General features: G+C 63.8%; 22 protein-coding genes. 9 read left to right on the forward strand and 13 right to left on the reverse strand.

Features of this window, described 5'->3' with window-relative positions:
- Genes NDO48_RS25510 through NDO48_RS25555 form a run of 10 tightly spaced genes read right to left on the reverse strand, consistent with a single transcriptional unit; the run spans position 1 to position 11,392 of the window.
- The gene (locus tag NDO48_RS25510; RefSeq protein ID WP_026226756.1) at positions 1-819 is read right to left on the reverse strand and encodes a shikimate dehydrogenase family protein; all 819 of its coding nucleotides are present in this window, start codon (positions 817-819) and stop codon (positions 1-3) included.
- A 45-nt stretch (positions 820-864) separates the two neighbouring features.
- A complete protein-coding gene (locus NDO48_RS25515) occupies positions 865-1,671 on the reverse strand; it encodes a shikimate dehydrogenase family protein (RefSeq protein ID WP_267322646.1) in 807 nt (268 codons plus the stop codon).
- A 48-nt stretch (positions 1,672-1,719) separates the two neighbouring features.
- Entirely contained in the window at positions 1,720-2,844 is a 1,125-nt protein-coding gene (locus NDO48_RS25520; protein ID WP_267322647.1) for a mandelate racemase/muconate lactonizing enzyme family protein, read from the reverse strand.
- 20 nt (positions 2,845-2,864) lie between these two features.
- Positions 2,865-4,301 carry an NAD-dependent succinate-semialdehyde dehydrogenase gene (locus NDO48_RS25525; RefSeq protein WP_018425801.1) on the reverse strand — a complete coding sequence of 479 codons (1,437 nt, stop codon included), beginning with the start codon at positions 4,299-4,301 and terminating at the stop codon, positions 2,865-2,867.
- 20 nt (positions 4,302-4,321) lie between these two features.
- Complete coding sequence (locus NDO48_RS25530; RefSeq protein ID WP_267322648.1) at positions 4,322-6,265, reverse strand: 3-hydroxyacyl-CoA dehydrogenase NAD-binding domain-containing protein; 1,944 nt, start codon at positions 6,263-6,265, stop codon at positions 4,322-4,324.
- Positions 6,262-7,518, reverse strand: coding sequence for a CaiB/BaiF CoA transferase family protein (locus NDO48_RS25535; protein ID WP_051091879.1), 1,257 nt, complete (start codon positions 7,516-7,518; stop codon positions 6,262-6,264). Before NDO48_RS25535 ends, NDO48_RS25530 begins: the two co-directional genes overlap by 4 nt.
- Before the next feature lie 20 nt (positions 7,519-7,538).
- The gene (locus NDO48_RS25540) at positions 7,539-8,543 is read right to left on the reverse strand and encodes an ABC transporter ATP-binding protein (protein WP_018425804.1); all 1,005 of its coding nucleotides are present in this window, start codon (positions 8,541-8,543) and stop codon (positions 7,539-7,541) included.
- Positions 8,543-9,529 (reverse strand): ABC transporter ATP-binding protein, encoded by a 987-nt coding sequence (locus NDO48_RS25545; protein ID WP_245262102.1) that lies wholly within the window; start codon positions 9,527-9,529, stop codon positions 8,543-8,545. Before NDO48_RS25545 ends, NDO48_RS25540 begins: the two co-directional genes overlap by 1 nt.
- Before the next feature lie 8 nt (positions 9,530-9,537).
- Positions 9,538-10,374 (reverse strand): ABC transporter permease, encoded by an 837-nt coding sequence (locus tag NDO48_RS25550; protein WP_018425806.1) that lies wholly within the window; start codon positions 10,372-10,374, stop codon positions 9,538-9,540.
- A 4-nt stretch (positions 10,375-10,378) separates the two neighbouring features.
- The gene (locus tag NDO48_RS25555) at positions 10,379-11,392 is read right to left on the reverse strand and encodes an ABC transporter permease (protein ID WP_085941079.1); all 1,014 of its coding nucleotides are present in this window, start codon (positions 11,390-11,392) and stop codon (positions 10,379-10,381) included.
- Between the two features lie 178 nt (positions 11,393-11,570).
- On the opposite strand from NDO48_RS25555, the gene NDO48_RS25560 reads away from it, so the two are divergent.
- Together NDO48_RS25560 and NDO48_RS25565 are read left to right on the forward strand one after the other, a co-directional pair.
- Positions 11,571-12,425: an IclR family transcriptional regulator gene (locus NDO48_RS25560; protein ID WP_051091880.1), complete on the forward strand. Its 855-nt coding sequence runs from the start codon at positions 11,571-11,573 to the stop codon at positions 12,423-12,425.
- A 22-nt stretch (positions 12,426-12,447) separates the two neighbouring features.
- Positions 12,448-13,755 carry an acetoin dehydrogenase dihydrolipoyllysine-residue acetyltransferase subunit gene (locus tag NDO48_RS25565; RefSeq protein ID WP_018425809.1) on the forward strand — a complete coding sequence of 436 codons (1,308 nt, stop codon included), beginning with the start codon at positions 12,448-12,450 and terminating at the stop codon, positions 13,753-13,755.
- A 3-nt stretch (positions 13,756-13,758) separates the two neighbouring features.
- Here NDO48_RS25565 and NDO48_RS25570 read toward each other — a convergent pair whose 3' ends face one another.
- From NDO48_RS25570 to NDO48_RS25580, 3 genes are read right to left on the reverse strand one after another with little or no spacing between them, the layout of a single operon-like run.
- Entirely contained in the window at positions 13,759-14,397 is a 639-nt protein-coding gene (locus tag NDO48_RS25570) for a class II aldolase/adducin family protein (protein WP_018425810.1), read from the reverse strand.
- Positions 14,398-14,414: 17 nt separating this feature from the next.
- Positions 14,415-15,671: a four-carbon acid sugar kinase family protein gene (locus tag NDO48_RS25575; RefSeq protein WP_018425811.1), complete on the reverse strand. Its 1,257-nt coding sequence runs from the start codon at positions 15,669-15,671 to the stop codon at positions 14,415-14,417.
- 8 nt (positions 15,672-15,679) lie between these two features.
- Entirely contained in the window at positions 15,680-16,819 is a 1,140-nt protein-coding gene (locus tag NDO48_RS25580) for an acyl-CoA dehydrogenase family protein (RefSeq protein ID WP_018425812.1), read from the reverse strand.
- A 158-nt stretch (positions 16,820-16,977) separates the two neighbouring features.
- On the opposite strand from NDO48_RS25580, the gene NDO48_RS25585 reads away from it, so the two are divergent.
- The 7 genes from NDO48_RS25585 to NDO48_RS25615 all read left to right on the forward strand — a co-directional run.
- Complete coding sequence (locus NDO48_RS25585; RefSeq protein WP_018425813.1) at positions 16,978-19,152, forward strand: alpha-ketoacid dehydrogenase subunit alpha/beta; 2,175 nt, start codon at positions 16,978-16,980, stop codon at positions 19,150-19,152.
- 30 nt (positions 19,153-19,182) lie between these two features.
- On the forward strand, positions 19,183-20,790 hold the full coding sequence (locus NDO48_RS25590; RefSeq protein ID WP_157632662.1) for an ABC transporter substrate-binding protein: 1,608 nt from the start codon (positions 19,183-19,185) through the stop codon (positions 20,788-20,790).
- 53 nt (positions 20,791-20,843) lie between these two features.
- Positions 20,844-22,088 carry an aminotransferase class III-fold pyridoxal phosphate-dependent enzyme gene (locus tag NDO48_RS25595; protein WP_040456421.1) on the forward strand — a complete coding sequence of 415 codons (1,245 nt, stop codon included), beginning with the start codon at positions 20,844-20,846 and terminating at the stop codon, positions 22,086-22,088.
- Between the two features lie 66 nt (positions 22,089-22,154).
- The gene (locus tag NDO48_RS25600) at positions 22,155-23,138 is read left to right on the forward strand and encodes an aminotransferase class IV (RefSeq protein WP_157632663.1); all 984 of its coding nucleotides are present in this window, start codon (positions 22,155-22,157) and stop codon (positions 23,136-23,138) included.
- Positions 23,139-23,184: 46 nt separating this feature from the next.
- A complete protein-coding gene (locus NDO48_RS25605) occupies positions 23,185-23,991 on the forward strand; it encodes a ThuA domain-containing protein (protein WP_018425817.1) in 807 nt (268 codons plus the stop codon).
- 11 nt (positions 23,992-24,002) lie between these two features.
- Positions 24,003-24,650: a glutathione S-transferase family protein gene (locus NDO48_RS25610; RefSeq protein ID WP_018425818.1), complete on the forward strand. Its 648-nt coding sequence runs from the start codon at positions 24,003-24,005 to the stop codon at positions 24,648-24,650.
- 52 nt (positions 24,651-24,702) lie between these two features.
- Positions 24,703-24,845, forward strand: a 143-nt coding sequence (locus NDO48_RS25615; protein ID WP_267322650.1) for an FAD-binding protein, incomplete at its 3' end; no start/stop codon positions are given.

Genomic DNA, 24,845 nt, shown 5'->3' on the forward strand with positions numbered 1-24,845 from the left:
TCAGCCTCCTGCTTGCGGTGCTTCGCCGTAGAGAAACTCCTCACACAGCTCGATCTGGGGCTTCAGCATCGCCGTGCCGGGCACGCATCTGCAGCCAAGGGCGCGGGCGGCTGCGAGCAGTTCCGTCTCGTCGGGCTTGAGGACGACATCCGCCACGGTGGTGGCGGCCGTGAGGCCGGCGATATCGAGGGGGAGCGCGATGTTGCCGACCATGCCGACAGATGTGGCGTTTACGAGCAGCGTGGCGCGCGAGAGGTCAGGGTTCTCACCAGCATCGAGCGCCACGACGGTCACGCCCGTTGCATCGTGGATTTCCGTGGCGAGGCGCTGGGCCTTCAGCGGATCGCGATTGATGAGCGTCAGGCGGCCGATTCCAGAGGCCGCCAGCGAGAAGGCGATGGCGCGACCGACACCGCCGACACCGACCTGCACCACGTCAGCCCCCTTGGGATCGAAGTTGTTGTTCACCAGCCCGCGCATGAAGCCCTGGCCGTCGATGTTATGGCCGGTGAGGCTGCCGTCGGTCTCGCGGCGAACGAAATTGACGGAGCCGATGCGCTTGCCGACGTCGGTCAGCCGATCGACCAGCGGCACGGCATTGATCTTGTGCGGGATGGTGATGCAGAGCCCTTTGATATTGTCGGTCTTGCGCACCAGCTCAAATGTGGCCGCCAGGTCATCCGGCTGGACATGCAGGCCAGCACAGCTGAAATTATGCCCCTTCGAGGCAAAGTAATCGTTGAACATGATCGGCGCGCGGAAGTGCCGGACGGGTGAGCCAACGATGAAGAAGAGGTCGGTTTCGCCGGTGATCTGCATGGTGTTCCCTTTTCTTGGCGATTGCCGGACCGTCGAGGTCCAGCTTCATTGAATGAGCCCGAAGAACTCGGCTACGAGACGGGGCTGCGGCTTGAGCATTTCGGCGCCGCCGACGATTTTGCAGCCGCGTGCGGTGGCGGCCTCCAGAAGTGGCGTCATGGCCGGGTTGACGATGACCTCGGCAACAACGGTTTCCTGGCTCAACCGGTCGAGCGACAGCGGCAGCGGATCGCCCTGCCGCATGCCCAGCGACGTGGCGTTGACGACCAGGTCGATACCGTCAAGCGCGTCCGGACCGTGCGCCTCCACCACGCGAACGCGGCAGGCGGGCGCGAGTTCGGCGATCTCGCGCGCCAGGGCTTCCGCCTTGGCCGCGTCGCGATTGGCGAGCACAAGTTCCTGCAACCCCTTGTCCACCAGCGCCAACGCAATGGCGCGGCCGACGCCGCCCACGCCGACGACAAGCGCGCGTTTGCCGTTAAGCTCGACGCCGTTGACCGCGAGCCCGGTAACGAAGCCGATACCGTCCGTGTTGGTGCCGGCCAGCGTACCGTCGGGGTTGCGGCGGATGAAGTTGACAGCGCCCAGCCGCCGGGCGGAGGGGCTCAGCTCGTCCATGAGGGGAACGGCCGCAATCTTGTGCGGAATGGTGATGCCGAGCCCGCGCACATTGTGCATCAGCCTGACGGCATCGAGACATTGGGCAAGATCACCCGGATGGACATGGATTGGAGCGATCACTGCATCGAGGCCAAGGGCGGCGAATTGGTCGTTTATCAGCAAGGTGCCCCTGATGTGGTCGACCGGATCGGCAAGCATCAGAACGATCGCGGTCTTGCCGGTGATCTGCATGTCAGGGTGATCTCCCAGTGCACGTCTTTGAACGGGGCCGTGGACGCGTCAGTGCATTTCCAATTTTTCGACGATGTCCTGCCGAACCTCGATGCCAAGGCCAGGCCGTTCCGATGCGCGCACCGCGCCGGCTGCGTATCCGATCGGCTCATCGACCAGATCCGTCTGCACAGAGACCGCAAATGGCTTGAGCTCGAACAGTTTCGTGTTGGGCGAAGCGAGCGACAGGTGGAGACTTGCCGCGGTAAGCACTGCGGTGCTCCAGGCGTGGGCGTTCATGACGGTGCCTGTCTGCGAGCAGATCGCATCGACCTTGCGGAAGCCGGTAATGCCTTCCGAGCGCGCCGGATCGACGCCGACAATATCGACTGTCCCGGTCGCGATCAGGTCGCGATAGCCGGTCACGGTGTACTCACGCTCGCCACTTGCGATCGGAACCGACAGGGCAGCCTTCAAGGCGCGGTAGTCGTCGATGCGGGTCGGATAGAATGGTTCCTCGATCCAGCCGATCTCGTGCTCGGCCATGCGGCTGACGGTGCGGATTGCCGTTTCGCGATCCCAGACGACGCCGTTGCCGGCATCCATCAGGATCGGGAAGTCAGGGCCGACCGCCTCGCGCAGCAGCTTGACGAACAGGACATCCTGCTCCGGGTTCTTGCCGATATCAGAGAGGCCTTTCTTGCCGATCCCAAGCTTGCAGCCGGCATAGCCCGCATCCTTGAAGCCGACGACCTCGGCGATGTTCTCGTCCAGCGTCGCCTTGTTGACGTGGCTGCTGGCATAGGCCGGCAGGCTCTCCTGCAGGCGGCCGCCCAAAAGGGCATGGAGCGGCAGGCCGCGCTCCTTGCCGTCGATATCCCAAAGCGCCATGTCGATCGCCGAGTAGGCGATGGTGGCAAGGCCACCTTCGCCATACCACCAGCAATGGGCGCGCATGCGGTTCCAGGTGTCTTCGACGCCGATGTCCCCAGCCTCCAGAAGAAGCGGGGCGAAGCCCTCGTCGACAAGGACCTTCGTGGCTCGCGCCGCTTCCGGCGCAAGCGTCACGCCCTCACCCCATCCAACCGCGCCGCCAGCGGCGGTAACGCGAACGAGCACCGTCGCCTTGATGCGGCCGAAGTCATTGCTGTCAGCGTAGCTGATCGCATAGGTGCGGATGTTGGTGATGCGCATGGCCATCCTCCCTCAAGCGATCATCCCTTGCGGGTGATCAGCCTTGTATCGAGATAGGCCTCGATCGCCTCCGAGCCGCCTTCGGTGCCATGGCCGGAATCCTTGACGCCGCCGAAGGGAACCTCAGGCAGGGCAAGGCCCAGGTGATTGATGCTGGTCATGCCGGCCTCCACCTCGTTGCTGATGCGTGTTTCGGTGGCGCTGCTCTGGGTGAAGGCGAAGGCGGCCAGGCCGAAGGGCAGGCGATTGGCTTCGGCAATCGCCGCGTCCAGCGTCGCAAAGCGGTTGATGACCGCCACGGGGCCGAACGGCTCCTCGTTCATGATGCGCGCATCAACCGGCACGTCGGCGAGCACTGTCGGTTCGAAGAACCAGCCCTCGTTGCCGATGCGACGGCCGCCTGTCGTCAGGCGGCTGCCGCGTGAGACGGCGTCAGCTATCAGGCCTTCCAGTGCGGGGATGCGCCGGTCGTTGGCGAGCGGTCCCATATCGACGTCGGGGTCGAGGCCGTTGCCGACACGGATCGCCTTGGCACCCGCGGTGAAGCCGTCGATGAAGGCATCTGCGATTTTCTCATGCACGAGGAAGCGCGTCGGTGAAACGCAGACCTGGCCGGCATTTCGGAACTTGTTCTGCACCATCAGGCTTGTCGCAAGCTCGAGATCGGCATCCTCGGCGACGATGACCGGCGCATGACCGCCCAGTTCCATCGTGGCGCGCTTCATGTGCAGGCCAGCGAGTGCCGAGAGTTGCTTGCCTATAGGAGTCGATCCGGTGAAGCTGATCTTGCGGATGACAGGATGCGGGATCAGGTACTCGGAAATCTCCGATGGCACGCCGTAGACAAGGTTGACGACACCCGCCGGAATCCCGGCGTCAGCGAAGGCGCGGATCAGCGCCGCCGGCGAAGCCGGGGTTTCCTCAGGCGCCTTGACGATGATCGAGCAACCAGCGGCAATGGCGGCCGAAAGTTTGCGCACCACCTGATTGAGCGGGAAGTTCCACGGCGTGAAGGCAGCGACCGGGCCGACCGGCAGCTTCAGCGTCATCTGCACGACATCGGGCGCACGCGACGGGATGACCTGCCCATATGTGCGCTGTGCCTCGCCGGCAAACCAGTCGATGATGTCGGCGGCTGAGAGTGTCTCGAACCGCGCTTGTGACAGCGGCTTGCCCTGTTCCAGGGTCAGCATGACCGCGATGTCGTCGACGCGGCTGCGAAGAATCTCGGCGGCGCGGCGCATGACCTTCGCCCGATCGAAAGCCGAGGTCTTGCTCCAGATGGCGAAACCCTTGCTGGCGGCTTCAAGTGCTGCGTCGAGATCGCTCCTGTCGGCCCAGGCGACAGTGCCGATCGGCTGTGCGGTCGCGGGATTGATGACTGGGATCTTACGGCCGCTGGCAGAAGGCTGCCAGGTTCCGTCGATGAACAGCAGTGTATCGGGGTAGGTGATCATCCGATTGTCTTTCGTCACGTTCAAGAGGTCTGGCGTTTGGTGAGGAACATCGGACCGCCGCGCTTGCGCGGGAAGCCGTACCCATGCACCTCGACAAGATCGATATCGGCCGGCGAGGCAGCGATGCCTTCGTCCAGGATGGCCTGGCCTTCCGACGCCATGGCAGCGATCAGACGCGAGACGATGCGATCGGCAGCAATCTCGATCGGCGCACCGACAAGCGGGGCGATGATGCGCGCGGCCTCCTGCGAGGGAACGGGCGAACGCTCGCCAGGCGCGTAGTCGTACCAGCCGCCGCCGCTTTTCTGGCCTTTTCGCCCGGCGCGGACCAGAAGGTCTCCTGGTGTTTCGGCGATCTGCTCGCCGCGGGCGCGCGCCGCCTCGCGATGCATAAAGGAGATGTCGAGCCCTGCCATATCCTGCATTTCGAACGGTCCCATCGCATAGCCGAAGCCGCGCATGGCGGCGTCGACGGCTGCAGGGGCGACGCCGTCGCGGAGCAGCGCCTCCGCTTCGGCACGATAACGGCGCAGGATGCGGTTGCCGATGAACCCGTCGCAGATGCCGGAACGCACCGGAACCTTTCCCAGTCTGCGGGCGAGCTCGAAACTGGTGGCGACGACGTCAGGCCGGGTCTCCGGCGTCGGCACGATCTCGAGAAGCTTCATCACCTGCGCGGGGCTGAAGAAGTGCAGGCCGATGAACCGGCCGGGATCAGGCAGGCCTTCGGCAATCTGCCTCGGGTCGATGTAGGAGGTGTTGGTCGCCAGAATGGCATCTGCCCGGCAGATGCGCCCGAGCGAGGCAAAGACCTCGCGCTTGATGGCAACGTCTTCGAACACTGCCTCGATGACAAGGTCGCAACGGGCAAACGCTTCATAGCCGACCGCGCCGGTGACGTCTTGCATCCGGGCTTCAGCTTCCTCGTCGGTCAGACTCGCCTTCTTCCGCGCCGCCTCGAAGATCGCTTTCAAGGCTGCCAGGCCCCGTTCGAGGCTCTGCTGGTCGCGCTCGACCAGAACGACCGGGATGCCGGCATTGCGCAGAGCCGCAGCAATGCCCACGCCCATTGTGCCGCCACCTACGACACCAGCGCTCGCCAGAGGGAGCGGCGCTGTGCCGCGCAGGTCTGCGGGGCGTGGTGCGGCGCGTTCGGCGAAGAACAGGTGGCGCAACGCTGCCGCTTCTTCGCTGGCGCGCAGCTTCAGGAAGATCGAGCGTTCATTGGCAAGTCCAGCGTCGAAGCCGTTCTCGACGCCAAAGCGCAAGGCATCGAGTGCCAGCAACGGGGCGGATGCGCCACGAGCGGATCGGCGGATGCGTTGTCCGGCTTCCTCCCAGGTCGCTGGATCGGCGGCGACCATGGGACGGCGCGAGGCCGGTTCCGGCAAGGGGCTTTCAAGAGCCTCGAGTGCGAAGTCGACGGCGGCATCGACAAGCGGCTCCCGGACAAGGCGATCGACAAGACCGAGTTCGGCCGCGCGTACGCCATCAAGCTGCAGATTTTCCGCGGCCACGCGGAGTGCTGTTTCGATGCCGATCAGCCGCGGCAGGCGCTGCGTCCCACCCGCGCCGGGGATGATGCCGAGATTGACCTCGGGCAGTGCGAATTTCGCGTCCTCGGTTGCGACCCGCATGCGGCAGCCGAGCGGCACTTCCAGCCCGCCGCCGAAGGCCGCGCCGCGTATCGCTGCGATCCAGGGTTTTGCGGCACTCTCGATCCGTCCGATCAGGTCGGGCAAGGAAGGCGGCTCGACCGGGCGGTCGAATTCAGTGATGTCGGCCCCGCCAACGAAAAGCTTTCCTGCTCCCGTCAGTACGACAGCGCGGACCCTGCTGTCGGCGTCGAACTCGTCGGCCAGGGCCAAAAGCTTCGTGCGGACGGCCAGGTTGATTGCGTTGACCGGCGGATTGTCGATGGTGACGATCGCAATCCCGCTGCGCTGCTCGACATGCACGCTCATGCGGTTGCTCCCGCCGGTTCGACGGGCACAAAGGTACCGGCTTCGCGACAGGCGATCGCCCCCGAGGCCGCAAGCTTGTCGATATGGTAGTCCTCCAGGCCAAGGACATCGCGCAGGACGTCGCGCGTGTCCTCTCCAAGCAGGGGCGGAGCCTTTGCCTTATGCGAACGCTGCGCGGTGAGGCCATGCGCGGCGCGGATGAGCGAGATCGGGCCAAGCTCGGCGTGTTCGAGTTGCTCGACGACGCCGCGCTCCACCACGCTTGGGCTCTCCAGCGCTTCGGCGACTGTTTTCACCTGGCCTGCAGGAACACTTGCCTTGCGGCAGGCGTCGATCCAATAGGCGCAGGTGTTTTCGCGCATCTGGTCTGCCAACGTCGGCAGCAATTCGTCCCGGTGCACCGCCCGCTGGTGCGAGGTGACGAAGCGGGGATCGCGGGCAAGCTCCGGTCTACCGATCACTTGCTCGCAGAAATCGATGAACATGCGGTCGTTGCCGACGGCCAGTGCAAAGACACCATCGGCCGTATCGAAGACCTGATATGGCACGACGGTCGGGTGGGCATTGCCAAATCGCGTCGGCTCGACGCCAGCATTCAGATAGCCGGTTCCGACATTGATCAGCATGTTGAGCGTAGCGTCGAGCAGCGCGACATCGATGTACTGCCCGGTCCCCGTGTCGCGCCGCTGGTAGAGCGCAGCGAGGATCGACTGGGTTGCAATCATGCCGGCGACCACGTCGGTGAAGGCAACGCCCAGGCGGCTCGGCGGGCCGTCTTCCTGGCCGGTGATCGACATCAGGCCGCTTTCCGCCTGCATGATGAAGTCGTAGCCCGGCCGATCCCGCTCGGGACCGGACTGGCCGTAGCCGGAGATCGAGCAATAGACCACGCCCGGGTTGATCTTCCGGATGTCCTCATAGCCGATACCAAGCCGGTCCACGGTGCCGGCGCGAAAATTCTCGACGATCACATCGGCCTTTGCCGCCAGATCGAGCACGATCTGCCGTCCCTCCGATGCCTTGAGGTCGAGCGCGATGCTCTGCTTGCCGCGGTTGGCGCACAGATAATAGGTGCTGACGCCCTTGTAGTTGGGCACCGACCAGGCGCGCGTGTCGTCACCACCCTTGATGTTCTCGATCTTCCAGACCTCTGCGCCCAGATCAGCAAGGCTCATGGTGGTCCATGGTCCGGCCAGGACGCGGGTCAGGTCGAGCACGCGTATGCCTTCGAGTGGCAGCTTTTGTTCAGTCATGTCGTCCTCCCGGCTCCGCGTCAGGCGCGGGCCGACAAACCAGTGTCGATTGCATTGGGGAAGTGGCAGGCTACCGAGTGCCCGCCGCCATGGTCGGCGAGGGGGGGCTCCTCCTGCGCGCAGATGGGCTGTGCCATGGGGCAGCGTGTGCGAAAGCGACAGCCCGACGGTGGATTGAGGGGGCTCGGCAGATCGCCCTTGAGCACGATGCGCGAGCGTGTCCTCTCCAGCTTCGGGTTGGCAAGCGGAACCGCCGACATCAACGCCTGGGTGTACGGGTGCATTGGCGCCCCATAGAGGAGCGACTTGGGTGCGATCTCGACGATCTTTCCGAGATACATCACCGCCACCCGGTGCGAGATGTGCTGCACGACCGACAGGTCATGGGCGATGAACACATAGGCCGTGCCCATCTCGCGCTGGATGTCCTTGAGCAGATTGAGCACGCCGGCCTGCACTGACACGTCGAGCGCCGATACGGGTTCGTCGAGGACCAGCAGTTCCGGCTTCAGTGCAAGTGCGCGGGCGATGACCACACGTTGGCGCTGGCCGCCCGAGAGTTCGTGCGGATAGCGCTGCCCGTGTTCTGGGTTCAGACGAACGAGTTCCAGCATTTCGGCCACGCGAACCTTGCGCTGCGCAGCATTGAGGTCGCTGATGCGAAGCGGCTCGGCGATATTTTCGGCCACCCGCATACGTGGGTGGAGCGAGGCGTAGGGGTCCTGGAAGACAAGCTGGATGTTGCGGCGCAGCCGCCGCATTTCGGTGGCATTGGCCAGGTTGATGTTCTGGCCATGGAAGAGTGTCTCGCCGCTGCTTGGCTCGATCAGCCTCAGGATGCACCTGCCGAGGGTGGACTTTCCGCAGCCGGACTCGCCGACGAGCCCGAGTGTCTCACCCGCATTGACGTCGAACGATACGCCCGCGACCGCGTTGACATGCGCGATTTCCCGCTCGAACAGGAGGCCGCCCGTGACCGGGAAGCGCTTGGTCAGTTCTCGAACGGAGAGAATGGCTTGTTGCATCACGCTGCGCTCTCGGTTGGAAGGGTGGCGAAGTGGCAGGAGGCGCTGTGGCCTCCGAAGTCCCGCAGCACGGGCGCAGTGGTTCGGCAGATGGCCTGCACCTGCGGGCAGCGCGGATGGAAGGCGCAGCCGCCCGGAAGCTTGCCCAAGGGGGGCGGCGAACCCTCGATGGAAAAGAGCCGGTCCTTTTCCTCGGCCATGTCGGGAATGGAGGCGATGAGGCCACGCGTATAGGGATGGCTCGGGCGTTCGAAGAGATCGTCGATGCTCGCCTGCTCCACCACTTCTCCCGAATAGACGACGGCAACGCGGTCCGCATGGCCGGCAAGGACGCCGAGATCATGCGTGATGAGGATCAGGCCGAGGTTCAGCCGCTTTCGGAGGTCGCTCAGGACATCCATGATCTGGGCTTGGACGGTCACGTCGAGCGCTGTGGTCGGCTCGTCTGCGATCAAAAGGTCCGGGTCGTTCGCTACCGCCATGGCAATCATGACGCGCTGGCGCATCCCGCCCGAAAACTCATGTGGGTACTGATGGATGCGGCGGTCCGGCTGCGGGATGGCGACGAGCGCCAGAAGCTCGACCGCGCGGTCGAGTGCGGCCTTCTTGGAGACTTCCGGATGGTGCAGGAGGATGGCCTCGGCGATCTGGGCGCCGACGGTCATGACCGGATTCAGCGATGAAAGCGGATCCTGAAATATCATGGCAACGCGCGAGCCACGGAGCTTGCGCAACTCGCGCCTGGGCATTCCGACCAGCTCCTGGCCCTTGAACCTGGCCGACCCCTGGACCCGTGCCGTCTTTGCCTGGAGGCCGAGCGCAGCCAGCATGCCGACCGACTTGCCGGAGCCCGACTCGCCAACGATGCCCAGTACCTCGCCGTGATCGACGTGAAGGCTGATGCCGCGCACGGCCTCGAAATGGTGGCCATGGCGGCCGAAGGAGACACGCAGGTCTTGCACGGAGAAGAGCGGTTCTTGCTGCATGTCGGGCCTCATTTGGACTTCGGGTCGAAATAGTCGTGCAGACCGTCACCAATGAAGTTGAAGCCGAGCACGATCGTCAGGATGGCAAGGCCCGGTCCGAACGCGACCCACCAGGAATAGAACTGGGACGCGCCATCGGAGATCATCGACCCCCATTCGGGAGTGGGTGGCGTGGCACCAAGACCGATGAAACTCAGCGACGCGGCAAGCAGGATGACCTGGCCGAGATCCATCGTTGCGCTGATAAGCACAGGCGTCCAGCACAGCGGCAGGATATGCTTGAGCAGCACACGCGGCTTGCTTGCGCCGGCGGCGATGGCGGCCTCGACATGCTCGCGCTCCCGGACTTCCAGGACCTGGGCGCGCATGAGGCGGGCATAGACCGGCCACCACACGATGATCATGGCGACCGTGGCATTCTCGAGGCCGGGCCCGAGCGATGCCGCAACCGCCATGGCAAGCAGCATCGGCGGGAATGACAAGGTGACGTCGACCAGCCGCATGATTGCCGATCCGAACACGCCGCCGACAAATCCGGAAATAGCGCCAAGGGCCGCGCCGATCCCTACCGAAAGGGTGACAACGACCACGGCGATGGGCAGCGAATGCCGCGCGCCATGAAGTGTGCGGCTGAGCACATCGCGCCCCAGTGCGTCGGTTCCCAGCCAGTGTTCCCAGCTCGGCGCCTGCAGCCGACGACCCACCATGTCGAGCGGATTGTACGAGGTCATAAGCGGCGCGAGAAAGGTCACTGCCAGCCAGAAGAGGACAATTGCGAAACCGATCGCCAGTGGAAGTGAAATCCAGTGGGCCCGTCTCAGCGAGGAGAGTGTCAATGCGGTCATGGTCTTATCCCAGACGGACGCGTGGGTTGGCGATGACGTAGGCGACGTCGGTGATGAGGTTGGTCACCAGGAAGACGACGCCGCCGACGATGGTCACGCCGATGATGGCAGGGAAGTCGAGGCCCCTCGCTGCATCCACCGCGTAGGATCCCATGCCCGGCCAAGAGAAGATGGTCTCGGTCAGCACCGCGCCGGTCAGCAGGTAGGCGAAGGAGTAGCCGATGACGGTGAGGGTGGGCACGAGCGTGTTGCGGAGCGCGTGGCGGATGACGACGCGCAGTTCGCCAGCCCCTTTGGAGCGGGCGGTGAGGATGAATTCGCGATCTAGGACTTCGAGCATATTGGCGCGCACGAGGCGCGAGATAGTGCCCGCCACAGCCCAGCCAAGCACGAATGCCGGCAGGATCAGGTGCCACAGGGCATCGGCGAAGAGCTTGACGTTTCCGGCCAGCAACGTGTCGATGGTCATGAAGCCGGTGACCCGGGGCGGCAGTGCGGCGCGCGGATCAAGCCGGCCGGGACCCGGCAGGATGCCCCACTTGACGGAGAATACGTAGAGAAGCGCCAACCCGAGCCAGAACACGGGTATCGAGGATCCGAAGAGCGCGAAGAAGCGCGCCAGATGATCGATAGGCGTGTTTCGGTAGTAGGCGGCCAGCATGCCGAGCGATATGCCGATCGTCGAGCCCACGATCATGGCGGCGATCACCAGTTCCATCGTGGCGGGAAGCCGGAACATGACGTCCTGTGCGACCGGACGGCGGGTGATGAACGACGTGCCCATATCGCCGGTGACGAGGTTCTGGACATAGATCAGGTATCGTTCCGGCAAGCTCCGATCGAGGCCCCAGCGAGCCTTGGCGGCGGCGACGGCCTCCGGGTCATTCATCTGCCTGTCAGAGACGATGGCAGCCAGCGGATCGCCCTTGGTCACGGTCGTCAGCAGAAAGGCAAGCGTGATGATGCCCAGCACCAAGAACGGCATAGTGATGAGGCGGCGCAGTATGTAACGTATCAAGGAACTGATCCTTTTGCCGGGATTCCCCGTGCGCCGGTCGGATGCGGGCGACGGGTATGACGACAATATTGACAACAGCCGGAGCGCGCGTCAACATAAATGAAATTAAATTCCAATAGTGGCCGAACGAGCGGTCGAGATTCTCTGGTATGGCAGCGCCACTGGGGAGAGGTCGAAAATGCGTAAGCGGACAAAACCGGTCGACGGGGCAGATGTTGCCGAAGGTAGCAACCCCGCGGCATCGTTGACGCGCGGGCTTGAGATCCTGCGTGCCTTCACGGCCGACGACGGCACTCTCGGAAACCAGGACCTGCTCGAACGGACGGGACTGCCTAAGGCGACAGTCTCGCGCCTGACGGCCACGCTCGTGAACCTTGGTTATCTCAACTATGACGATACGCTCGGCCGCTACAGCATTGGTCCGGCGACCATATCGCTCGGTTATTCTGCCTTGAGCTCCAATCCGGTGATCCATCTGGCCAGGCCGCTTATGCAGGAACTGGCCGACAAAACCGGTGCGGCCGTGGCGCTAGGCACGCGCGACGGGCTGGAGATGGTTTACCTGGCCAATTGCAGGTCGATGTCGCCGGTGACGCTGCGGCTGAACATCGGCTCCAGGGTTCCGATCTGCCGGACAGCCATGGGCCTGGCATATCTGGCCGAGATGCATCCGGACATTCGCGCCTCCGTGGTGGAGCAGCTGCTGAAGGCCGAAAAGGACAAGGACGCGCTGGTGGCGCTCATCGACAAGTCGCTCGAGGACTACCGGCGGGACGGCTTCGTCAGCGTTTTCGGCACGTGGCACAGCTACATCAATGCCGTCGGCGTCGCTTTCCGGCCAACGGACGGGTCGCCATTGGTCGCACTGACATGCGGCGGCATCGTCGACCTTCTGCCGAAGGACCTGTCCCGCAACACGGTTGGCCCCGAGCTGGTGCGCCTGACACAACGCCTGCGCGCCAGCCTGGCCGGACAACCGGACCTTTTGCCCTTCCCAGTCTCTACTCCCGCCTGGAACACCTCGGCGGAATAGGCTTCGCTCCAAAGGATCTGTCATGCCAGTCAATGTCATCTTCCCCAAGGTTAGCCTCGAAATGGCAAGCGGCAGCATTTCACGCTGGCACGTCAAGGAAGGTGACACGGTTGCCGCAGGACAGGTTCTCTTCGAGATCGACAACGACAAGGCCGCCGTGGAGGTGGAATCTCCGGGCGCAGGGATCATCCGCAACCTTTTGGCAGGCGACACCGAGGTCGACGTAGGCGCCGAAGTCGCACGCATCTTCGCGTTGGACGAGGTCGGCGCCGATATGCCTGCGGCTCCGGCCAGGACACTGGAACCGGAGGCCGCCGGGCCGGCCGCCGCCGCACAGCATGCCGCGGCGCCGGCCCGTTCCACGTCGCGTCGTGGTCCCAACCCGACACCGCTCGCTCGCCGCCTTGCGCAGGAGCATGGCATTCACCTCGAGGGGCTGAAGGGCACGGGGCCGCATGGGCGGGTACAGAAGAAGGATGTTCTGGCCGGACTTGCAGGTGTCGCGACGGCAGCGCCAGCGGCTTCCGGCGATGCGGATACGCGGCCTTCACTTCCTGGGCGTGGAGGTGGCCAGCTTCTCAATGCGGTTTGGCTGCGTCAGGGCGCAGGGCTGCCGGTTGTGATGTTGCACGGCTTCAGCGGCGACCTGAACAACTGGCGTGGCATCTTTGCGGGCGGGCGCAGCGAGTTCCCGGCTCTTGCACTCGACTTGCCCGCCCATGGGCAGTCTCCGCGCAGCGTTCCGGATGATCTGGATGAAATGGCCGAGTTGGTCGAGGCGACGCTTGCCGCCGAAAAGATCGGACCGATGGTTCTTGCAGGCCATTCTTTTGGCGCAGCGCTTGCGGCACGCGTCGCTCGGCGGGCCCAGGTCGATATACGCGGCCTTTGCCTTTTCGCTCCCGCCGGTCTCGGGCCGGAGATCAATGCCCCGTTCACCGAAGGCATCCTGAGAGCGCGCAGCACCGAAAGCCTGCGGCCGTGGCTGGAAACGTTGGTTCACGACCCGGCGACGATTTCAGACGCCTTCGTGCGTTCGGTCGTTCAGCAGCGCAAGGATGGGGGTCTGACGACGGCCATGACGGGTTTTGCCAACCGCTTCTTCCCCGATGGGACGCAGAGCTTCTCGGTAGCATCTGACATCGCCAAGCTGTCGCAGATCGTCCGTATCGTCTTCGGGCGCCAGGACCGCGTGCTGCCCTTTGGATCGACACGCGGATTGCCCGACAACGTGGCCCTGCACGCCTTCGATCGCTGCGGGCACATGCCCCATCTGGAAAAGCCGGAGCTGGCGCTGCGTATCCTCAGCGAAGTCTGGCGCAGCGCCTGAGGCCTATTGCTGGCCGTAGGTGCCGTAGCGGCTGTGCACCTCGGTCAGCTCTTCCTCTGACAGCAGCACCGGTTCGCCTGCCGAGCAGGCAAGAAGGTACTGGCGCGCCAGCATCTCGAGCTTTTCAGCCCGCGCGAGCGCCGAAGCAAGATCGCGACCCGTCGTCACGATGCCGTGGTTCGACATGAGACAGGCGGCGTAGGTCGTGCCCATGGCTGCGACGACTGTCTCGGCAAGCGCCGGTGTGCCGAAGCAGGCATAAGGCGCGCATGGGATGACGTTTCCGCCGAAGCCCGCGATCATGTAGTGAAAGGGCGGCATGGGCCGCCTGAGTGCTGCCAGGGCCACGCAATTGTCGGGATGGGCATGAACGACGGCGCCGGCCGGCGTCGTCTGATAAAGCCGGGAATGGATCGCCCATTCGGAAGAGGGTTTCCAGCGGCCCTCCCAGTTTCCCTCGAGGTCCATTTCCACGATCTGCTCCGGGCCGAGCTCCCGGGGCGGGATGCCGGTGGGGGTGATCAGCATTCCCTCGCCATGGCGGAGGCTCAGATTGCCGGCCGTGCCGCTGTTGAGCTCCAACTCGACGGTTTTCAACGTGGCTTCGACCAGCGCGACACGCGGATCAGATGGAGCCTGCATTTGTTTGCTTCCTTCGACTAGGCTTTCATGAGCTCCAGGGCTCTCGGGAGAATGTCTTCACCGCCAAGCTTGCCTGGTTTCAGATAGAGCGAGATCGGTCGCGGGCCTTCCGCCACGCAGAAGCCCGTGCCGATTGGCCCTTCGGGAAATGCGCGGACGGAACCGATGCCCAGGGCCGAGACGACCGCGCCTGAGGTTTCACCGCCGGCGACGATGAAGCGGTTGACGCCCCGGTCGTGCAGCCCTTGCGAGATTGCGCCAAGCAGGTGTTCGGCCCGCCGCGCCGCGCCGAGCGCGCCAAGCGCCCGCTGAGCGCGTTCCACGCCTTCCGTATCCGTCGCCGTTGAGATGGCGAAAGGCTTGGCGCCGACGAGAGGTGTTGCCCAATCCAGCGCGGCTGCGATCGTTGCCTGTTGCCCGCGCGGATCGAGAAGGTCCACGGTCAGGACCGGATGGGCCTCGCCAAACACATCCAGCTGCCGGAGGATAACCGGGCCGACAGTGCCGGCTATCACTGCCGCCGGGCCTTCGGCGTGGCGCGGCGCTGGCACGGGTCTCGCACGTGCGGGCGCTGCGAGCCGGCAGGCATAGGCGATGATCAGCGGATCGCTTGCCACCACCACACTAGGCCGAGAGCACGCCAGTTCGGCAGCGGCGTCGACGTCGCCATCGTCTGTCATGTCGAAAAACACGTGGCCAACGCTGTCCGCCGCAAAGGCATTGACTGCCTCTCTCACAACATCGGCGCCCTTGAGCAGGGTGGCGTGGTTGACGAGTGCGACCGGATGTTGCGTCTGCAGCGACAGGAACCGCACGAGATCCGCGTCAGGCATCGGAGTCAGCGGATCGAAACGCTTGATCGATTCCGACACGAGGCGGCCACGATAAAAGAGATAGCCCTGATGCACCGTCGTGCCGTAGCGGGGAAAGCCCGCGCTCATCAGAACGGGGCGCAACCCTAGCCGGTCCGCGAGGTAGTCAGCGGCCGGTCCGATGTTGCCGTCTTCGGTCGAATCGAACGATGCGCAGGCCTTATAGGCGAGCCGTGCATAGCCGGCTTCGACGAAGGCGTCGGCCATGCGGGCCAGATCGGACAAGGCGTCCGGGCGTGGGATGGTACGGGTCCGCGTGCCGGCGACGATCACTGGCGCATCGGACGTGACGGCGGCCGCATCGAAGACGACGGGACAATAGATCCCAGCACCTTCGATGTAGCCCGCCACCATGAGCGCACCCGTAAAGTCGTCCGCGACAATGCCGAGAAACCGGCTCATGGGGTGCCTCAGGCGTTCATCATTTCGCGCGCAATGATGATCTGCTGGATCTGCGAGGTGCCTTCGTAGAGCCTGAACAGGCGCACATCGCGATAGAAGTGCTCCACCGGATATTCCTGCATGTATCCGGCGCCGCCATGAATCTGCACAGCGCGATCGGCAACGCGTCCAACCATTTCGGAGCAGAACAGCTTGGCGCTGGCGGCCTGCTGGATGATACGCTCGCCGGTATCGAATCGGCGAGCGGCCTCCAGCACCATCGAGTGGGCTGCGAAGGTTTCCGTTGCGCTGTCGGCAAGCATTGCCTGAATGAGCTGATGCTCGGCGATCGGTTTGCCGAATTGCACGCGGTTTCGGGCGAAGGAGACGGATTCGTCGCAGAGTCGTTGCGCCGCACCGGTGCAGACCGCGGCGATGTGCAGCCGACCGCGATTGAGAACCTTCATCGCCGTCTTGAAACCCTGGCCTTCAACACCACCGATGACGGCGTCGGCCGGTACGCGGCAATTCTCGAAAATGACATCGCAGGTGCGCGTGCCGCGCTGTCCCATCTTCTTGTCGATGGCTCCGAGGCTGATTCCCGTCGAATTACTTGGCACAAGGAACGCCGAGACCCCGCTGGGTCCCGATCCACCTGTTCGTGCCATGACGGTGAACACGTCGGCGACGGGAGCATTGGTGATGAAGCGCTTAGTGCCGTTCAGGACGTAGTGGTCACCATCGCGGACGGCCAATGTCCTGACCGACCCGGCATCCGAACCGACGTCAGGCTCTGTCAATGCGAAGGAACCGATGACCTCGCCGGTCGCCATGCGCGGTAGCCAGTATGCTTTCTGGGCCTCCGTGCCGTCGACGATGATGCCTTGCGAGCCAATGCCGTTGTTCGTGCCGATCACCGATCGGAAGGCTGGCGAGGTGTAGCCGAGCTCGAACGCCACGGTCACCTCCTCCTCCATCGTCAGGCCGAGCCCGCCGAACTCTTCCGGTATGGACAGGCCGAACAGGCCGAGTTCGCGCATCTCGTCGATGAGTTCGGCAGGAATAGCGTTTTCTTCTTCGACCCGCGCTTCTGCCGGCACCAATCGCTCGCGCACGAAACGCTGCACAGTGTGCGTCAGCGCTTCCAACAGGCTGGCGTCCCTGATCATCGAACTATCCCTTATCGAACCCGAAAATTTTTGTTGCGTCCAAAGGCTGGCACAGCTTAGTGTGCCGTTCAACAGAAATCGGAATTTATTTCCAGAAACAAGATGGGCAGTGCAAATCTTGGCACTGCCCCTCCGACAAAGGCTGCACCGGAGGAACTATGGCCCGCCAGATACCCCTGACCCCGTCGGCCGCCTGGTTCCATCTGGAACTCGACGAGGCCGACTGGAAGGACGAGAAGGCACAGGATCTGATCCACTGGTATGGCCAGATGCTGCTGATCCGACGCTTCGAGGAGAAGCTGCTAGATCTGGAGAAGGCTGGCCTGATCCATGGTCCGGCGCATGCCAGCATCGGCCAGGAAGCGGGTGCGGTCGGTGCCATGTCGGTGCTTGGTGCCGGTGACAAGATCAACGGCACGCATCGCGCGCACCACCAGGTGCTGATGAAGCTGGTCAACACCGAAGTCCCGGAAGGCTTCGATATCCGCAAGGATGAGTTCACGCCGGGAATGGACGAAGCGGTCTATCGCTTCATGGCGGAAATCATGGGGCTGGCGCCCGGCTATTGCGGTGGACGCGGCGGTTCCATGCACATGCGCTTCGCCGATGCCGGCGTTGTCGGCACGTCGGCCATCGTCGGCGGCAACCCGCCCCACGCGGTCGGCTATGCGCTGGCCGACAAGATGCTGGAGCGCGACCAGGTTTCGGTCGCATTCTTCGGCGACGGCGCCACGCAGAATGGCGCAAGCTACGAGGCAATGAACATCGCGGCGGCCCAGAGCCTCCCCGTTATCTTCTTCATCGAGAACAATCTCTACGGCGTTTCGACCCGCATTTCCGACGTGACGCGGGAGACACGCTTGTCTTCGCGCGGTGCGATGCTGGGCATAACCTCCATCGAATGCGACGGCATGGATGTGGTGGCCGTTCACCGCGCCATGGCCGAGGCGCGCAGGCTGATCCGCGAGGAGCGAGGCCCTGTTGTCGTAGAGGCGCTGTGCTACCGGCATTTCCACCAGTCCGGCGGTCGTAGCGGCAGCGATTTCGGCTACCGAACCAAGGAGGAAGAGGCCGAATGGCGCGAGCGGGACCCTGTCACGCTCGCCAAGGAGAGACTGACGTCGCTCGGCTATCTTACTGCAGAAGAGCTCACCCATATCGATCAGGTGGTGACGGACCGCGTCGCCGCTGCAGCAGCGCGCTTGACCGAACCGGTGCCCGGTGGAAATGCGCTGCGCATACCCGATGGCCTGTGGCCGGATGCCGGCAGCCGGGACCGGGGAATCCTGGGAGACCTGTCCGAACTCGGGGGCAAGCGGATGCTGGACCACGACCAGCTCAACGGTCACCAGCTGGAAAAGGTGAAGTTCGTAACCGCGGCTTCCGAGACGATCGCGGCTGCGATGGAACGCGACCCGACCATCATCGTCATGGGCGAGGACGTCCATCAGATGCGCGGCGGTGTCAGCGGTTTCACCAAGGGCGCGCTGGAGCGCTGGCCGGGGCGGGTGCTGCCGATGCCGATCGCCGAGAACGGCTTCACCGGCGTGGCGCTGGGCGCTGCACTCAACGGGCTCCGGCCGATCGTCGAGATCATGTTCGGCGATTTCTGCTTCACCGCTGCCGACCAGATCGCTCACGGCGTCGGCAAGGTGCGCCACATGTTCGGCGATGGCTTTCCAGTTCCGCTGGTGATGCGCATACGTGTTTCCCCGCACACCGGCTACGGATCGCAGCATTCGGGCGACCCGTCGGCATTGTTCGGCCTGTTCCCGGGTTGGCGCATCGTCACGCCGTCGACCGCTTTCGACTACATCGGGCTGATGAACTCGGCTCTCGCCTGCAACGATCCGGTCGCCATCATCGAGCATACCGAGCTTTACCAGCGCGAGTTCGAGGTTCCGCAGGGCGACCGCGACTACTGCATCCCCTTTGGCTCTGCCCGGATTGTGAAACCTGGTGCCGCCTGCACCGTGCTTGCGACCTCGGTGATGGTCCAGAATGCGGCGAAGGCGGCACAGGAAGCCGGCGTCGATGCCGAGATCATCGATCTGCGCAACATCGACCATCACGGCATGGACTGGGATCTGATCGGCTCGTCGATCGACAAGACCGGCCGCGTGATCATCGCCGAGCAGACGGCACGCAGCCTTTCAATGGGCGCCACCTGGGCGGCAGAGATTCAGGAACGCTTCTTCGACAGTCTCGATCACGAAGTCCTGCGCGTCGCGGGCGGGCTTGCTGCCCCGACCGTATCGGCGGTCCTCAACCGTGCTGCGCTCGGGTCGGTTGGCGATGTCAGGGAAGCTCTTCTGAGAATTGCGGAAAAATAGTGGAACACGGGCATCCGCGGCCCGACAACAATGGAGGTACAAGCAGTGAAACGACTAGGCCTGAGAAGATCCAAGATTGCCCTGCTGTCGATGGCGCTTGCCGCGACCGTATTGTACGGCCCGGCGCAGGCGGAAGAGCGTGCTCTGGTGATCGCGCGCGATATGGACGTCAATTCGCTCGATCCGGCACGCGCCTGGTGCGACACCTGCCAGATCTACAACACGTCGGTCTATGAGCAGCTCGTGACGCTCGACAAGGACAACAAGGTTGTTCCGGTCCTGGCCAAGAGCTGGGAAGTCAACAAGGAACAGACACAGCTTACCTTCAAGTTGGATCCGGCTGCAAAATTCTCCGACGGCTCGCCTGTCGAAGCCAAGGACGTGAAATGGTCGTTCGAGCGGCTGAAGAACATCAAGGGCAACGGCGCTTTCCTGGCTGACCCGATCGCTTCGATCGATACCCCGGACGCACAGACCGTTGTCGTCCATCTGTCGGCACCCAACTCAGAGTTTCTCAACCAGGCGGCCGCAGGCTTCCTGGCGGTGATCAACAGCGACGTCGCCTCGGCCGAAGGCGCGCTTTCCGACGTTACGGCGGTCGACAAGGACACTTCGGAAAACTGGTTCCTGACCCATTCCGCCGGTAGCGGCCCGTTCGTGCTGGCGTCCTATGAGCCGAACGCCGAACTCAGGCTCAAGCGCAACGAGAACTACTGGCGCAAGGCGCCAGCGGTGCCGGAAGTCGTGTTCCGCCAGGTCAAGGACGCAGTGGCGCAGGCGCAGATGCTGCAGTCGGGTGCCGCAGACATCGCCATGCAGATCGACCCCGAGACCGCAAAGACCTTGGAAGGCTCTAACGTCACCGTCGAGCAGGTGCCTTCATACAACTACGTCTACATCGCCCTGTCGCCGGGCGCCAAGGCGAACACCGTCAAGTTGACGCCGGAAGTGCGCGAGGCGATCTCTATCGCCATCGACCGCACCTCGTTGATCGACTTTACGCTCGGCGGCGCGGGCCGGCCGATTGCAACCCCCATCCCGCTCGGTTTCCCCGGCGGCGACGGTCACGAGATTCCGGCATACAATCCCGACCGCGCCAAGGAACTGCTTGCCAAGGCAGGGGCAGCCGACGGCTTCACCATCAAGTCGATCTATCCCGACATGAACGTCTATGGCGTCGACTTCTCGCTGATGATGCAGAAGATCCAGCAGGATCTGGCCAAGGTCGGCATCAAGGTCGAGCTCTCGCCGGTGCCGTTCGCGAACTGGCGTGAGGCCGCCAATGGCGACCACATTCCGCTGACCGCGGTGTTCTTCGCCCCTGACTTCTACGGCAGCTCGCAATATGTCGACGTCTTCGGGCTGTCCGAGGGCTCTGTCTGGGCCAAGCGCGCTGGCGCCGCCACTGATCCGACACTCGTCAACAACGAAACCGGCAAGCTGCTCAAGCAGGCTCTTGCAGCCTCGACAGTCGCGGATGCCGACAAGCTGTGGTTCGAAGCCGGCCAGCAGATGGCCAAGGACCGGATCATCATCCCGATGGTCAGCCCGAACCTGATCCTGGCACATGGTCCGAACGTCAAGGGCATGCGCTACAGTGCCTGCTGCAACCTGCCGCTGGCCGAAATCTCGAACTGATCGGTACTGGAAGGGAGGCTCGCAAGCCTCCCTTCCTTTCCATGGAGGACATCATGAACATCAGCCTGCCGAACAGCCGCGACGCCGAACTTCTGGCGCGCGCCCAGCGGGTCGTGCCGAACGGCATGTGGGGTCATATGGCGACCCGCGCCATCGGGCCGGGCTATCCCCAATTCTTCGCCAGGTCCGAAGGGTGCCGGGTCTGGGACGTCGATGGAAACGAATACATCGACTTCATGTGCGCCTGGGGCCCCAACGTCCTCGGCTACCATCATGCCGAAGTAGACGCTGCGGCGATGGCGCAGCTCAAGAACGCTGACATCAGCAACGGTCCGACCGAGGTCATGGTCGAACTCGCCGAGCTGCTGGTGGACACCGTCGACCATGCCGACTGGGCGATGTTCCAGAAGAATGGCACCGACGCCACCACGGCCTGTGTGACGATCGCGCGCGCCGCGACCGGCAAGCGCAAGATCCTGGTCGCGCGCGGCGCATATCATGGCGCGGTGCCGTGGTGCTCGCCCTCGCTGGTTGGCGTGACCGCGGAAGACCGGGCGCATCTGGTCATCTTCGATTTCAACGACATGGCGAGCCTCGACGCGGCGGTGGCCACTGCAGGCGACGACCTTGCCGGCATCATGCTCACGGCCTTCCGGCATGACGTCAACCGCGATCAGGAACTGCCCGATCCAGGCTTTCTCAAACATGCACGCGCGATCTGCGACAGGACGGGCGCTGCATTGATCATTGACGACGTACGGGCGGGATTCCGTCTGGATGTGCGCGGAAGCTGGGCGCAATACGGGGTCAGGGCGGACCTTGGCTCCTACTCGAAGGCGATCGCAAACGGCTGGCCGCTTGCCGCCGTGGCCGGCAGCGAGCGCATGCGCGAAGGCGCATCGAAAGTCTTCGTCACCGGGTCCTTCTGGTATGGCGCGGCAGCCATGGCTGCGAGCCTGAAGACAGTGCAAATCCTTCGCGACACCGATGCATTGGTGCACACCGCGGCGATGGGCCAGCGTTTCCGCGAAGGCCTCGATGGGGTGGCCAGGCGGCACGGCTTCAGCCTGCGCCAGACCGGGCCGGCGCAGATGCCGATGGTTCTGTTTGACGGCGACAAGGATTTGCAGATCGCCAATGCCTTCTGCGCGGCCGCCCTCCGCCACGGCGTCTATCTGCACCCGAAGCACAACATGTTCCTGTGCGCGGCTCACCAACCGGCCGACATTGACCGAGCGATCGAGGGCGCAGATGCAGCCATGAAGCAAGTCGTGGAACTCGGACTTCAGCCCGAGTGAAAAGCCACAAGCCGCGCCGGAGCATTCTGCGGCGCGGCTCACGTCAAGCAGCACACCGAAACCAGCGTGACCGAGGCTTCGCCCATGTCCTACACCGACCATATCTTCGTCGACTACAAGAAGCGCGTTAACGCGCTCGAGGCGAGCAACAACCCCTTCGCCCAAGGCATTGCCTATGTCGAAGGAGAGTATGTGCCCCTGAAAGAAGCGCGCATTCCGATCCTCGACCAGGGCTTCCTGCACTCGGACCTGACCTATGACGTGCCGGCCGTCTGGGATGGGCGTTTCTTCCGCCTGGACGACCACCTCGACCGCTTCGAGCGCAGCTGCGAGCGCCTGCGGCTGAAGAGCCCGCTGTCGCGCCAGGAAATCCGCGACCGCCTGGTCGAGATGACCGCGAAAAGCGGCATCCGCGATGCCTATGTGATGCTGATCGTGACCCGTGGCCTGCGCTTCATTCGCCAGTATGCGCCGGAGGAATGCGAGAATTTCTGCTACCTGATGGTCATGCCCTACATGTGGGTCATGAACGAGGAAACGCAGAAGACAGGTGGCAGTGCCGTCATCGCCCGCACCGTTCGCCGCGTGCCGCCAGGTGCCATCGACCCGACGGTGAAGAACCTGCAGTGGGGCGATTTCACGCGTGGCCTGCTGGAAGCGCGCGACCGCGGCGCGATGTACCCGATCCTGACCGACGGTGACGCGAACCTGACCGAGGGCTCGGGATTCAACATCATCCTGATCAAGGACGGCAAGCTCTATACGCCCAAGAAAGGCGTGCTTGAGGGCGTCACGCGAAAGTCCGTGCTCGCTGTCGCCGACAAGCTTGGCTACCCCTATGCGGTCGACGACGTGCCGGTGGAGCTGGCCTATGAATGCGATGAACTCCTCTTTGTAACGACGGCCGGCGGCGTCATGCCAATCACCACCCTCGACGGCCAGCCGGTGGGCGATGGCAAGGTGGGGCCGATCAGCCAGGCGCTGTGGAAGGGCTACTGGGACGCCCATCGTGATCCCGAGGTCAGTTTCGCGATCGAGTACCGCGACTGACATCAAGTCCGGGAGCTCTACCCCGGATCTTTGCAGGGAGGAACTCATGGGATTTCTGGATTACAAGGTGAGGCCGCGCATTCTGGTGGTCGGCAATGGCCACACCTACGACCGCACCGGCCTTATGGCCATGTTCGAAAGCTTCGAGGGGACGGAGGCGTTCCTGGTCGAGCATCCGCTGGCGGAGCGCGTGCTCAATCCGCAAAGCCTGAGCGATGTCGACGCGGTGGTGCTCTACGACATGCCTGGTGGCAATCCGTGGGCTGGCCCGGGCTACGAGGTCCAGCCGTCCGCTGAATTCAAACGTGGCTTCCACGCATTGCTGGAAGCTGGAATGCCCATCGTGGCCCTGCATCACGCTATCGCGGCGTGGACGTCCTGGCCCGACTATGCCGAGGCATTGGGCGGCATTCTGCTCCACTTCCCCGGCTCCGTGCGTGGCGAGCCGGTCATGGACGGCGGCACCCGGTTCGATGTCCCCATGACGATCAGCGCGGAGGATCCTGCCCATCCTCTGTTCGCGGGTTTGCCTGCATCCTTCACCCTCGATGACGAGGCCTACCTCATGGAGGTGTTCGAAGACAGCGTCGATCCCGTTGCACGCTCGGACGTCGAATTCAGCTGCCGCCATCTCTATTCGCTGAAGCTGGCAATGACTGGCGAGCGACGGTCGAACCGTGGCTGGGAGCGGCCGCCTGGCAGCAACGTCGTCGCCTGGACCAAGCGCAGCATCAACAGCGCCGTGGCCTACATCCAGCCAGGCCATTTCTCGAGGACGTTTGAAAATCCGAACTATCGGCTGTTGGTGCGCAACGCGATCGAGTGGTCGATGGCGCAGAGCTGGCGCAAGTGAGCACACCTGGAATGAAGCTCTATATTTCGGTCGGCCCAAATCCGCGTGTCGTGCGCATGTTCGCGGCCGAAAAGGGGATTTCGTTTCTGGAGCAATGGGTCGACCTCGTTGCCGGCGAAAACCGCAAACCACCATTCATGTCGATCAATCCGGCCGGCCAGCTGCCGGTTCTCGAGACGTCGACTGGCCAGGTCATCGCCGAAACGATGGCCATCTGCGAATTCCTGGAGGAGACGTCGGCGGGACCGAAGCTTCTGGGCGAGAGCGCAGAGGAACGCGCCCGGGTGCGGATGTGGGCGAGGCGGGTCGATCTCGCTTTTTGCGAACCGGTGACCGCCGCCTTCCGTTATGGCCCCGGGCTCGGCGTGTTCAAGGATCGCGTCCATTGCATTCCCCATGCCGCGGCCGATATGGCGGAAATCGTGCGCGAGAATACTGCCTGGATCGATGCCCAGCTCGGCGATCGGACTTACCTTGCCGGCGACCGCTTCAGCCTTGCAGACATCGTGCTCTACTGTTTTGCCGATTTTGCCGCTCGCCGCGCGGCCTTGCCGTTCGACCCGGCGCTGGCACGCCTTGCCGGCTGGTTCGCGCGCGTCGACGAACGTCCCTCGGCCCAACAGACTGCGGCAGTCGCTTACGGCGCCAGGCCGGATTGAGCGGTATCCGTCCCTTGAGGCCAGCCATTTCGCAATTCGGAGGGACCAGGCTTTGACCACCTCATACGACGTCATCATCATCGGCTCTGGCCCGGGCGGCTATATCGCTGCGATCCGCGCGGCCCAGCTCGGCCTCAAGACGGCGGTTGTCGAACGCGAGCACCTTGCCGGCATCTGCTCCAACTGGGGCTGCAT

The sequence above is a fragment of the Aminobacter sp. MET-1 genome, assembly GCF_026521175.1.
Taxonomy (GTDB): domain Bacteria; phylum Pseudomonadota; class Alphaproteobacteria; order Rhizobiales; family Rhizobiaceae; genus Aminobacter.

Coding starts and splice junctions, on each gene's coding strand:
- NDO48_RS25510 (WP_026226756.1), bottom strand. CDS start 819: ATGCAGATCACCGGCGAAACCGACCTCTTCTTCATCGTTGGCTCACCC.
- NDO48_RS25515 (WP_267322646.1), bottom strand. CDS start 1,671: ATGCAGATCACCGGCAAGACCGCGATCGTTCTGATGCTTGCCGATCCG.
- NDO48_RS25520 (WP_267322647.1), bottom strand. CDS start 2,844: ATGCGCATCACCAACATCCGCACCTATGCGATCAGCTACGCTGACAGC.
- NDO48_RS25525 (WP_018425801.1), bottom strand. CDS start 4,301: ATGATCACCTACCCCGATACACTGCTGTTCATCGACGGAACCTGGCAG.
- NDO48_RS25530 (WP_267322648.1), bottom strand. CDS start 6,265: ATGAGCGTGCATGTCGAGCAGCGCAGCGGGATTGCGATCGTCACCATC.
- NDO48_RS25535 (WP_051091879.1), bottom strand. CDS start 7,518: ATGACTGAACAAAAGCTGCCACTCGAAGGCATACGCGTGCTCGACCTG.
- NDO48_RS25540 (WP_018425804.1), bottom strand. CDS start 8,543: ATGCAACAAGCCATTCTCTCCGTTCGAGAACTGACCAAGCGCTTCCCG.
- NDO48_RS25545 (WP_245262102.1), bottom strand. CDS start 9,529: ATGCAGCAAGAACCGCTCTTCTCCGTGCAAGACCTGCGTGTCTCCTTC.
- NDO48_RS25550 (WP_018425806.1), bottom strand. CDS start 10,374: ATGACCGCATTGACACTCTCCTCGCTGAGACGGGCCCACTGGATTTCA.
- NDO48_RS25560 (WP_051091880.1), top strand. CDS start 11,571: ATGCGTAAGCGGACAAAACCGGTCGACGGGGCAGATGTTGCCGAAGGT.
- NDO48_RS25565 (WP_018425809.1), top strand. CDS start 12,448: ATGCCAGTCAATGTCATCTTCCCCAAGGTTAGCCTCGAAATGGCAAGC.
- NDO48_RS25570 (WP_018425810.1), bottom strand. CDS start 14,397: ATGCAGGCTCCATCTGATCCGCGTGTCGCGCTGGTCGAAGCCACGTTG.
- NDO48_RS25575 (WP_018425811.1), bottom strand. CDS start 15,671: ATGAGCCGGTTTCTCGGCATTGTCGCGGACGACTTTACGGGTGCGCTC.
- NDO48_RS25580 (WP_018425812.1), bottom strand. CDS start 16,819: ATGATCAGGGACGCCAGCCTGTTGGAAGCGCTGACGCACACTGTGCAG.
- NDO48_RS25585 (WP_018425813.1), top strand. CDS start 16,978: ATGGCCCGCCAGATACCCCTGACCCCGTCGGCCGCCTGGTTCCATCTG.
- NDO48_RS25590 (WP_157632662.1), top strand. CDS start 19,183: ATGGAGGTACAAGCAGTGAAACGACTAGGCCTGAGAAGATCCAAGATT.
- NDO48_RS25595 (WP_040456421.1), top strand. CDS start 20,844: ATGAACATCAGCCTGCCGAACAGCCGCGACGCCGAACTTCTGGCGCGC.
- NDO48_RS25605 (WP_018425817.1), top strand. CDS start 23,185: ATGGGATTTCTGGATTACAAGGTGAGGCCGCGCATTCTGGTGGTCGGC.
- NDO48_RS25610 (WP_018425818.1), top strand. CDS start 24,003: ATGAAGCTCTATATTTCGGTCGGCCCAAATCCGCGTGTCGTGCGCATG.